This window comes from Streptomyces griseoaurantiacus, from assembly GCF_036189845.1.
GTDB classification, from domain to species: domain Bacteria; phylum Actinomycetota; class Actinomycetes; order Streptomycetales; family Streptomycetaceae; genus Streptomyces; species Streptomyces griseoaurantiacus.
This window is the reverse complement of sequence record NZ_CP108326.1, coordinates 3,831,455-3,841,398: the sequence shown is the minus strand read 5'-3', so window position 1 is coordinate 3,841,398 and position 9,944 is coordinate 3,831,455. Positions and strand designations below refer to the sequence as shown.

Annotated in this window: 8 protein-coding genes; 3 read left to right on the top strand and 5 right to left on the bottom strand. The window is 76.6% G+C overall.

The window, feature by feature from the left end; all coding sequences use genetic code 11:
• Nucleotides 1-4: 4 nt before the first annotated feature.
• From OHB09_RS17145 to OHB09_RS17130, 4 genes are all read right to left on the bottom strand, one after another.
• The gene (locus OHB09_RS17145) at nt 5-1,432 is read right to left on the bottom strand and encodes an extracellular solute-binding protein (protein ID WP_328922202.1); all 1,428 of its coding nucleotides are present in this window, start codon (nt 1,430-1,432) and stop codon (nt 5-7) included.
• A 4-nt stretch (nt 1,433-1,436) separates the two neighbouring features.
• Nucleotides 1,437-4,232, bottom strand: a complete 2,796-nt coding sequence (locus OHB09_RS17140) for a caspase family protein (protein ID WP_328922201.1) — start codon at nt 4,230-4,232, stop codon at nt 1,437-1,439.
• A 4-nt stretch (nt 4,233-4,236) separates the two neighbouring features.
• A complete protein-coding gene (locus tag OHB09_RS17135) occupies nt 4,237-4,608 on the bottom strand; it encodes a hypothetical protein (RefSeq protein WP_191892095.1) in 372 nt (123 codons plus the stop codon).
• A gap of 66 nt (nt 4,609-4,674) precedes the next feature.
• Nucleotides 4,675-6,054, bottom strand: coding sequence for a hypothetical protein (locus OHB09_RS17130; protein WP_319119559.1), 1,380 nt, complete (start codon nt 6,052-6,054; stop codon nt 4,675-4,677).
• 216 nt (nt 6,055-6,270) lie between these two features.
• Between OHB09_RS17130 and OHB09_RS17125 the strand changes: the two genes are divergently transcribed.
• Together OHB09_RS17125 and OHB09_RS17120 are read left to right on the top strand one after the other, a co-directional pair.
• Nucleotides 6,271-7,191 carry a hypothetical protein gene (locus OHB09_RS17125; RefSeq protein ID WP_328922200.1) on the top strand — a complete coding sequence of 307 codons (921 nt, stop codon included), beginning with the start codon at nt 6,271-6,273 and terminating at the stop codon, nt 7,189-7,191.
• Nucleotides 7,192-7,245: 54 nt separating this feature from the next.
• Nucleotides 7,246-8,040, top strand: coding sequence for an alpha/beta fold hydrolase (locus OHB09_RS17120; RefSeq protein WP_328922199.1), 795 nt, complete (start codon nt 7,246-7,248; stop codon nt 8,038-8,040).
• Nucleotides 8,041-8,044: 4 nt separating this feature from the next.
• Here OHB09_RS17120 and OHB09_RS17115 read toward each other — a convergent pair whose 3' ends face one another.
• Nucleotides 8,045-9,001 (bottom strand): SDR family NAD(P)-dependent oxidoreductase, encoded by a 957-nt coding sequence (locus OHB09_RS17115; RefSeq protein ID WP_328922198.1) that lies wholly within the window; start codon nt 8,999-9,001, stop codon nt 8,045-8,047.
• A 103-nt stretch (nt 9,002-9,104) separates the two neighbouring features.
• Here OHB09_RS17115 and OHB09_RS17110 point away from each other — a divergent pair, with 103 nt between their 5' ends.
• The gene (locus tag OHB09_RS17110; protein ID WP_093591328.1) at nt 9,105-9,944 is read left to right on the top strand and encodes a helix-turn-helix transcriptional regulator; all 840 of its coding nucleotides are present in this window, start codon (nt 9,105-9,107) and stop codon (nt 9,942-9,944) included.

Genomic DNA, 9,944 nt, shown 5'->3' with positions numbered 1-9,944 from the left:
GGGCTCAGTCCCCCAACGCCTCGCGCAGTGCCGCGTCCAGGCGGCGGGCCAGGACGGCGTCGCCCGGCGGGGAGTCGCCGAACAGGGGGCCGAGCGCCGCCGTGAACGTCTGGGTGAAGGCGCCGTACAGGGGCGTGCGGGGGCGTTGCACGGCGCTCTCCAGCGCGGGCAGGAGCGTGTGCTCGGCGTAGGCGGGGCGGCCGTGCCGGTCGCGGGGCATGTGGTCGGTGCCCTCGCCGGTCGGGGACGGGGTGGGCGCGGCGCCGGGGCCGTCCGCCAGCCGGCAGGTCACGTGGTCGTCCTTGTACGCCGAGGCGCGGGTCGCCGCGAACCCGGCGTCCAGCAGGCAGCGTTCGCTCTCCTTCCCGGTGAGGAAGGCCACCAGTTCGCGGGCCATGCCCGCCCGGGGCGAGGAGGCCGTGACGGCCAGGTTCTGGCCGCCGAGCACGGCGTGGCCGGGGAGCCGGGTGACGCCCACCTGGCTCTCGGAGAGCGTCTCGTGCAGCGTGCGGTAGGCGGAGGGCCAGTGGCGCAGGAACGCGGTGCGGCCCTCCGCGAAGTCGTCGAGGGAGGTGTCCTCGTGGGAGCGGACGGCGTCGCCCAGGGTGTACAGCTCGTCGGTGCGCTTGCCCAGCTCGGCGATGCCGGCCATGAGTTCGGTGACGTTCCCCTCGTAGCGGCCGTCCTTGCCGGTGAGCGTGAAGCCCTCCGTGGCACTGGCGAAAGCCTCCAGCGCGTTCACCGTGCGGCCCTCGTAGGCGGCGAGCTGGGTGGTCCAGCCCTTCTCGTACCCCCGGGGCGGCTTCTTGCCGACGTCCCGGACGAGGTTCTGCACCTGCTCCCAGGACAGGTGCACGCGGGTCAGGTCGCTGCGCCGGACGTGGGCCGCGCGCAGGTAGTCGGGCCGGTAGTACAGCAGGCCGACGTCGCTGTTGAACGGCACCGCGTACACCTTGCCGTCCCAGCGGGCGGTGTCCGCCACCGCGGGGACGACGTCCTTCTCGATCATGTTCTCGGGCAGCGCCCGGATGAGCCGCGCGGCGGCGAACTCCGGCACCCACGTCACGTCCAGGTTGACCACGTCGTAGTCGGCGCTGCCCGACTGCAGCGCCCCGAGGAGCTGGCTGCGCTGGGCGTCGGCGGAGCCGGGGAGTTCGACGAGGCGGGCGCGGAAGCCGTCGTCCTGGTGCTCCCGGTTCCAGGCGTCGATGAGCCGCTGCCGGATGCCGTTCTTGCCGGTCACGTCCCGGCCGCTGGCCACGACGATGTCGCCGGGCTCGTCGTGGGCGGTGTCCTCGGGCCCCGGCCCGCCGCCTCCGGTGCAGCCTGCCAGGGTGCCGAGCAGCAGCAGGAGCGGCGCCAGGAGCGCGAGCGCCCGGCGGGTACGGGGCGTGCGCCGGACGGCCGTCCGCCCGGTCGCCGGTGCCGTCATGCCCTCATCCGTCCTCTCCCGTTCCGGCGCGCGCCACCTCGTCCTTCAGGCCCGCGCCGAGGTCCCCGTCGGCGTCCAGGCAGCGGCCGGCGCTCGCCTCGGCGATCCGCGCGTCGGGACGGACGCGGGCGCAGCCGCCGTTGGTCAGCGACACCATCGCGACCGGCACCCCCGTCGTGCGTGCCCGGTCCAGCAGCCTGTCGAAGCGGGCGCCGGTGAGCCGGGTGCCGTCCTCGTCATCGGTGATGTAGACGATCAGTTCCGGGCGGTCGTCGTCGGTGCCGCGGCCCGCCATCTCCTTCAGCGCGGCACGCAGCGCCGCGTCCGGATCGGACTCCGCGTCGCGCACCACGGCCTCGCGGTCGAGGGTCTCCTCCGCCTCCTGGCGCCGGTGCTGTCCGAACGCCAGCAGGGTCCGGTACGGCTTCTTCGCGCCCGGTTCGGAGGCGACCCCCCACACCCCGTACTCGTCCCGGTCGCCGAGCCCGCCGAGGGACTGCTTCAGGATGCCGGGGCCGCCGCTCGGCCCGTGCCACTGGCCGCCCATGGACCCGGAGCTGTCCAGCAGGAACAGCACCCGGCCGGGGCCGTGGGCTCCCCGGTAGGCGGCGAGCGCGGACTCCAGGGCGGCGGGGGACGCGCCGTTCGGCAGCGGACCGGGAGCGCGCAGCACGCCGTGCGCGGCCCGGTCCGCATCGAGCAGGGCGTGGCCGTCGGCGGCGGTGCGGAACCCGGCGGCGCCGAGCACGCGCTGCCCCCCGGACGGTTTCCTCAGCCAGTCGTAGAAGTCCTCGACCGCCTCCGTGCGCCGGGGTTCGTCGCGGTCGGCGTCCTCCCAGTGGACGTGCACGAAGGCGGGCTCGACGGCGGGGACGTCCGAGGGGTACTCGGCACTGCGGTCCACCCGGGTGGTGCGCGCGCAGCCGACGCCGCTGCGCAGCAGGAACTCGGGAACGAGCGCGCCGGTGCGGCGGTCGGCGGCGCCGTTCTGGGGGAGCGCGCACAGCAGGTCGGCGGCGGTCGGCGAGGGCGGTCCCGGCTGGGCGACACGCTGCTCCCCGGCGGCGACCGCGGGTTCCGTCCGGCCGTGCAGGCCGATCGTGGCGAACAGCGCGGTGTCGGTGAACTCCGGGTCGGGGCGCCGTACCTCGGCGTCCGGGTCGCGCTCGGCGAGGGCGGCCAGCAGGGCGGCCAGGGTCCGGCCGGAGCGCTCGCCCGCGGGGGCGGCGAGGCGGTCGGGAACGGCGAGGACGAGCGGGGAGTGGGCGACCGTGCCGAGGGTGCGCAGCGCGGCCTGCGACTCGGTGTCCCGCTCGGCGGTGACGCGGGCGACGTCGGCGCGGGAGGCGGGCAGCCACACGTCGGGCTGGGCGCCCACGTCGCGCTGGGGGTCGCTGTCCTCGTCGCGCGGGTCCCGCCAGTCCCCGGTCCGCTGCCGCAGCGCGGTGACGACGTCGGCGGCGCCCGCGCTGTAGACGGTGATGCCGGTGCGCCGGCAGCCGTCGGAGGCGGTGTTGGCGGCGGAGGTGAGGTAGGCCCCGGCGGCGGCGCCGACCGGCTGCTCCAGGTCGGGATCGGTGAGCACCCGCAGTTCCAGGGGCGGCCCGCACAGGGTGTCCCCGCCGGGTCCGAAGAGGGCGTAGCCGCCGTAGGAGGTGGCGAGGACGGCGAGGGCGAGGGAGAACACGGTGACCAGGCGCCGGACGCGGGGGCCGGAGCGGCCCGGGCCGGGACCGCCGTCGCTGTCCCGGGCGCCCTCGCGCCGGGACGGGGCCCGTAAGCCGTACCAGTGGCGGGAGTCCCCCGTTCCGCGCCCTGGCGGCCGGCGCGGGCCCTTCCTGGACCCGGTCCCCGGGGTGTCGCCCGCGCCCCCGTCGAGGTCCCGCAGTCCCCTGCCCAGGCCGGTCAGGGCGAGGGTGACCTGGCCGCTGCGCCGCAGGGCGGTGCGCAGCCGGCGCCCGAGCGGCTCGGGCGCGGGCGCCCGGAGGGCGGGGGTGAGCGCACCGGTGCCGGTGGCGGTGCCCCGGTCCGGGGTGGGCGTGATCGGCACCGAGGGCCCGGGTCCCGGCGCGACCAGCAGCACGTCCCGCTCCGCCGCCGTCCTGCTCTGCGGGTCCCAGGGCTCCTCGCGGAGCGTGCGGTGGTGGGCGCGCATGTGGCGGTGCAGCGGCTCCCACAGGTCCTGGAACGCCATCGGGTCGCCCCGGCCGAGCAGGTGGATCAGCCGCTCGGTGAACGGCGTCGGGCTGTTGTCCGGGCCCGCGTCGATGCGGTGGTTGGCCTGGACGCTCATCAGCAGGGAGATCCGCCGCTTGTCCGGCAGGGTCTCCCACACCCGGGCGGCGTTCCCCGCGAAGCAGCAGTCGAGGATGACCACGACGTGCCGCGCCCGGCTCGTCGCGAGTTCCGTGAGCACGCTGCTGAACGCGTCGGCCCCCGGGAACACGGCGTGCTCACCGGCGACCACCCGGGCGTTGCGCAGCTGCAGGAACAGTTCGTTGCCCGCGGCCGGGATCGCCCCGTGCCCGGCGAAGTAGAACAGCAGCAGCCCCTCGGCCTCCCGGACCGCCGTGCGCAGGGCGTGCCCGAAGCGCTCCTGCGAGGGGGAGCGCGCGAGGGCGATCTCCCCCTCGGCGAACACCCCGCCCCGGCGCAGCACGTCCCGCAGCCGCACCACGTTGTGCTCCACGGCCGGAAGGTGGCCGGGCACGCCGTCGGGCTGCGGCTTGGTGTAGGTGTACGCGGACACGCCGACCAGCAGCGCGCGGTTGGCGTGTCCGCGCGGGTCGAAGAGTTCCACGGGGCTACCGCTCGTCGGGGGTCACCGCGTCGACGCGGCCGTCGGGGGGATCACCGCTCTCGACGTCGCGGCGGTTCTCCTGCCAGGCGTGGAACGCCCGTTCGACCGTGCCCGTGACCCGGCGGAGCAGCTCGCCGGAGGCGCCCCCGACGAACGCGAGGAAGATCTCCATGCCGAGCCCCATGGGGCTGCCGCGTTCCCCGGCCCCGGCGGTGTCCGAGCGCACCTGGATGACCAGTTTGCCCTCGCGCACCAGGGCTTCCAGCGGTTGCTCGCGCTCCAGCCAGCTCTTCAGCGCGTCGATGTCGCTCTCGTCGGCGGAACCGGACAGTCGTACACGGATCCCCTGGTCGGCCACTCCATCCCCCTCAGCCATGACTCACCATCATGGCACCGCGGGGGAAGGGTGGGGAGGGTTCTGCGCCGCGCTGTTACCCGGCCGTCACCGCGCGTGCTGCACCGAGGGCTCCTCCTCGGCGGCCCCGGCGCGCTCCCCCGCCGCGTCCTCCTCGCTGCTCTCCGCCTGCTCCGACTGCTCCGCCAGCTCCGAGTGCTCCGAGTTCTCCGCCTGCTCGGACTGCTCGGACTGCTCGGACTTCTCCGCCTGCTCCGCCTCGGCGCGTCCGGGAGCGCCGAGGCTCTCCAGCCGCAGGCGGACATGGGCGAGGGCGCCCGTGCGGCGGCCCGGCACACGGGCCCGCAACTCGGCCAGCTCCGCGCCGAGTTCGCGGGCCTGCTCCACGTCCTCGATCCGCGCCCACTGGTGGTGGGCGCGGTCCACCGCGTTCTCCACCGCCGGCGCGTCCGGCGCCTGACGCGCCCACAGCCGGGTCGTGGCGACCGCCAGCCAGGTACGGCAACTGCGCACCGGATCACCCGCGAACATCGCGAGGTCCGCCCGCACCTCGGCCCAGTGCAACGCCTGCTCGGAGGCCGGGCCGTGGGCGCTCAGCGCCTCCTCCTCGTACCGCGCGGCCAGCGCCTGCGCCTCCTCGTGCCGCTCGCCCTGGACGGCGGCGGTGATCGCGGCGTGCGGGTCGGGCGGTTCCGGGGCGGGGGACGGGGCGGGCACCGGCGCCGTCCCGGCGGCGGGCGCGGGGACGGCGACCGGGACGGGGGCGGGTACCGGCGCCGGTGCGGCACCGGGCGCCGGCCGCGGCACCGGCACGCCCGCCCCGGGCCCGGCCGCCGCGTCCCAGGTCAGCACGGTGTCCCCGTACGCCCCCGTCTCCTCCGCCAGCCGTGCCAGCGCCTGCTGGTGGAGCTGGGGGAGCGGCGGCCGGTGGCCGCTGCGCAGGAGCGTGGCCACCGCCTTCATGTACGTCGGCGCCGCGACCGCCCGCCGCGGCGGAGGCGGCGCCAGACGCCCGTACAGGCTCACGCCCGGCCCCGCCGTGAGCGGCCGGGCGGCCAGGTGCTGCCAGGCCTCCGGATCGGCGTGCAGGTCGACGACGAGGGAGGTGGCGCCCGGCGGCCGCAGCCGCAGCTCCTCGGTGATCCACTGCCAGGGGAAACCGGTGTAGCGCACGGTCGCCGGGGTGGAGCGGGCCAGCGCCACGTGCGGCTGGTGACCGCGCCGGTCGAGCTGGAGCTGCCCGGCGAGGAAGACGGTGAGCGGGCCGGGCGCGGCGGCCGCCGCGCGCAGCCTGGTCAGCACGGCCTGCGGCTCCAGCGGGTCGGCCAGCTCGACGACGTTGGCGGTCTCCGTGCCGGACAGCACCGCCGGGGCGACGGCCGCGAGGACGGGGAGCACGGAGGCCGCGTCCACGAGGCGCCCCCTGCCCGCCGGTGAGGCCGCGAGGAGCAGCACGGTTCCGGGCATCGTTCCCTCCCCCTTCGAGTGCCCCGCACGCGTTCCGCACGCGTCCGGGCGCACCGGTCACGCAGGTGCACGTACGTCCGTCCAGCACCGTAACCCGCTACGGGGCCGAACGGGGGCGCCGGGGCCCTCGACATGCGGCCCCGCGGGCCCCCGCGGGGCACCCCGATCGGCCCCTTCCCGCTGGCCGCCGGCCCACCCCTCCGCTTCGCTTGACCCGTGTCCCGCCGTTCCGCCCGCCCGCCGGTCGCCGCCGCCCTCCTCGCCGCCGCCTGCCTGCTCGCCCCGCCGGCGGTCCTCGCGGTCTGGGCCACCCACGGCATCGGGGACACCGGCCGCTACGCCGCCACCACCGCGCCGCTGGCCACCGACACCGGGGTGCGAGAGGCGATCGCCACGGCGGTCACCGACGACATCATGCGGGAGATCGACGTCCGGCCCCCGCTGCGCGAGCCCGTGCACACCTACGTGCACGACGCCGTGCGCTCCTTCACCGGCACCGATGCCTTCCGCTCCGCCTGGGGCACCGCCAACCTCGCCGCGCACGACGCCGTGCTGCGCGCCCTGCGCGAGGACGGGCCCCGGACCGCCCCCGTCACCCTCGACCTCGCGCCCGCCACCCGGCGGCTGAAGGAGCGGCTCGTCGAGGACCACGTCCCGTTCGCGGAACGCATCCCCGTGGCCCACACCCGGATCACCCTGCTCCCCGCCGACCGTCTGACCGCCTTCCGGAAGGGGTTCCACGTGCTCGAGTTCGCCGGTTTCTGGCTCCCGCTGACCACCCTGGCGTGCGCCCTCGCGGGCATCGCCCTCGCGGTGTCCCGGCGCCGTGCGGTGATCGCGGTCGGCCTCGGCACGGCCCTCGGCGCCGCCCTGCTGGCGCTCGCCGTCCTCGTCGGCCGGCTGCTGACCCTGTCCGGCGTCCCGGACGACGTCCCGCAACCGGCCGCCGGCGCGGTCTACGACGCGCTCACCGAGACCCTGCGCACGGTCTCCTGGGCCCTGCTGGCCACCGGCCTCGCCGTCGCCGCCGCGGCCTGGCTCACGGGACACCGCACCCGGCGCCGCACCGCACCGCCGCAGGCACCCGGCGCCCCCGCGCCGCTCCCGGCCGAGCCCCCGGCGCACACCTCCGTCTGACCCCGCACGACATCTCGTCGCGGCGTCCCGCGAGCCACCCCTTAGGGTCCGACCATGCCCCCGTACCTCGCGCACGAGGACACAGGTGCCACCGGCGACACCGGCACCGGCGTCCTCCCCCTCGTCCTCGTCCACGGCCACCCCTTCGACCGCGGCATGTGGGCCCCGCAGCTCGCCGCGTTCTCCGCCGACCGCCGGGTCGTGGCCCCCGATCTGCGCGGCTACGGCGCCTCCCCCGTCCCGGACGACACCTCGACGCCCCTGTCCGTCTTCGCCGACGACCTCGCCGCCCTCCTCGACCACCTCGACATCGACCGCTGCGTCCTCGGCGGTGTCTCCATGGGCGGTCAGATCGTCATGGAGTGCTGCGCCCGCTTCCCCGGCCGGATCGCCGGGATCGTCCTCGCCGACACCTTCCCCGCCGACGAGACCGAGTCCGGCCGCCTGGCCCGCGCCGCCATGGCCGACCGTCTGCTGCGCGAGGGCATGGCCGGGTACGCCGAGGAGGTGCTGTACAAGATGGTCGCGCCCTACGCGGACCCCGAGGTCGCCGCGCACGTGCGCCGCATGATGACCGGGACCGACCCGAGGGGCGCCGCGGCCGCCCTGCGCGGGCGGGCGGTGCGCCCCGACTACCGCCCGCTGCTCCCCCGCATCACCGTGCCCGCCCTCGTGGTGGTCGGCGCGGACGACGAGTACACCCCGGTCGCCGAGGCACGGGCGATGCACGAGGCCCTGCCCGCCTCGACCCTGGAGATCATCGAGGGCGCCGCCCACCTGCCCAACCTGGAACGCCCGGAACCGTTCAACGCGACCCTGGCGCAGTGGCTGCTCAGGACCGGCCTCTGACGCCTCAGCCCCCGGCCCGCACCCCCGCCAGGAGGTGCTCCGTGGCCGCCCACAGCCGGCGCTCCCGCTCCCGGTCGTGGGCGACCGGCCGTACCTCCGTCACCTTGTCCTTCACCACGAACGCCCCGTCCCGCAGCCCGGCCCACCGGTCGTCGAGCACGACCGAGGCGAGTGCCGGGCCGGACCGCTTCGGCGTGGAGACGCCGGGCATGCGGGCCAGTCCCCGCCCCATCGCCCGCAGGGCGGCGGGCGCGCCCCGGCCCAGCGCGGTACCGGGCATCCACCCCGGCTCGAACACCAGGACCTGCACGCCGGCTGCGGCACGGCGCTGGAGTTCGTGGGCGTAGTACAGGATCGCGAGCTTGGAGTTGGCGTAGGCGACGCCGGAGGCGGTGAGGCCGGGGTTCTTCTCCCCGGTGGCGGGCCGGGCCAGGTCCAGCGGCTCGCGCCACTTCGCCTCGGGGACGCCCATGACCTTGCGGGGGAGGTTGGCGCTGTAGACGTTCGAGCCGAGCAGGACGATCCGGGCGGGCGCGGTGAGCCGGTCGAGCAGTTCCCCGATGAGCAGCGCGTGCGCGAGATGGTTGACGGCGAAGGTCAGCTCGTGACCGTCGGCAGAGGCGGTGCGGACGTCGGAGGAGGAGACGCCCGCGTTGGCGACGAGCGCGCGCAGCGGACGCACCGCGCCGCGACCGAGCAGGTCGCGGGCGGCCGCGGCGGCGGCGCGCACGTCGGCGAGCCGGGCCAGGTCGCAGCCGATCTCGTGCACCCGCGCGCCCAGGGCGCGCGCCTCGTCGGCGACCCGGGCGAGGTCCGCGCCGACCCGGCCCACCAGCAGCAGGTCGGGGCGTTCGGCCGCGGGGCGGCCGGCCATCGCGAGGACGGCGGACCGGCCCAGGTTCCGGGTGGGTCCGGTGATCAGTACGGTTCCGGAGCCGATGCCGGATTCGGTGGTGGTCATGGTCCCGACCCTCGGCGAAGGCACCGCGCTCAGCCAGCCGTCCCGTTGTCCTGGGTACGCCAGGGCCAGGACAACGCCCCGGCGCCCGGCGCACACTGGGCCCATGGAGACGTGGGAGTTCGGCCGGACGGTACGCCGCTGGCGCGAACGCGTCGCACCGGAGGACGCGGGCGTCCCGGTCGGCCCGCGACGGCGGGCGCCCGGACTGCGCCGGGAGGAACTCGCCGCCCTCGCCGGAGTCTCGGCCGACTATCTGACCCGGCTCGAACAGGGCCGGGCGACCGCGCCCTCCGCCCAGGTGGTCGAGGCGCTCGCGCGGGCGCTGCGCTTGTCCGCGCCGGAGCGCGACCTGCTGTACCGGCTGGCCGGGCACACCGTCCCGGGCCCCGAGGTCGTCCCCTCGCGTCTCGCGCCCAGCGTGCGCCGGCTGCTCGACCGTCTCGCGCACACCCCGGTCGTCGTGTACGACGCGAGCTGGAACCTCGTCCTCGCCAACGGGCCGTACGAGGCGCTGATGGGCACGACCTCGCACTGGCGCGGCCTCGAGCGCAACGCCGTCTGGCGCACGCTCGCCGGGCCCCCCGGCCGGGTCGTGCACACCGCGCGGGAGCAGGCGGAGCACGAGGCGCGGCTCGTCGCCGACCTACGGCTGACCGTCCTTCGCTACCCGGCCGACCGGGCGCTGCGGCGGCTGGTCGCCGCGCTCGCCGAGGCCACCCCGCGGTTCGGCGAACTGTGGGACGCCGACGTCCCGCCGCCGCTGCCGGGGCCGTCCCGGCGCAAGATCGTCGAACATCCCGGGGCGGGCCGGATGACGCTCGACTGCGACACGCTCCTGGACGCCCTCGACGACACCCGCATCACCGTCTACACGGCCGAGCCCGGCACCGAGGACGCCGCCCGCCTCGCGGTCGCCCTGGGCGCCGCGGCCCTCGTCGAGTAG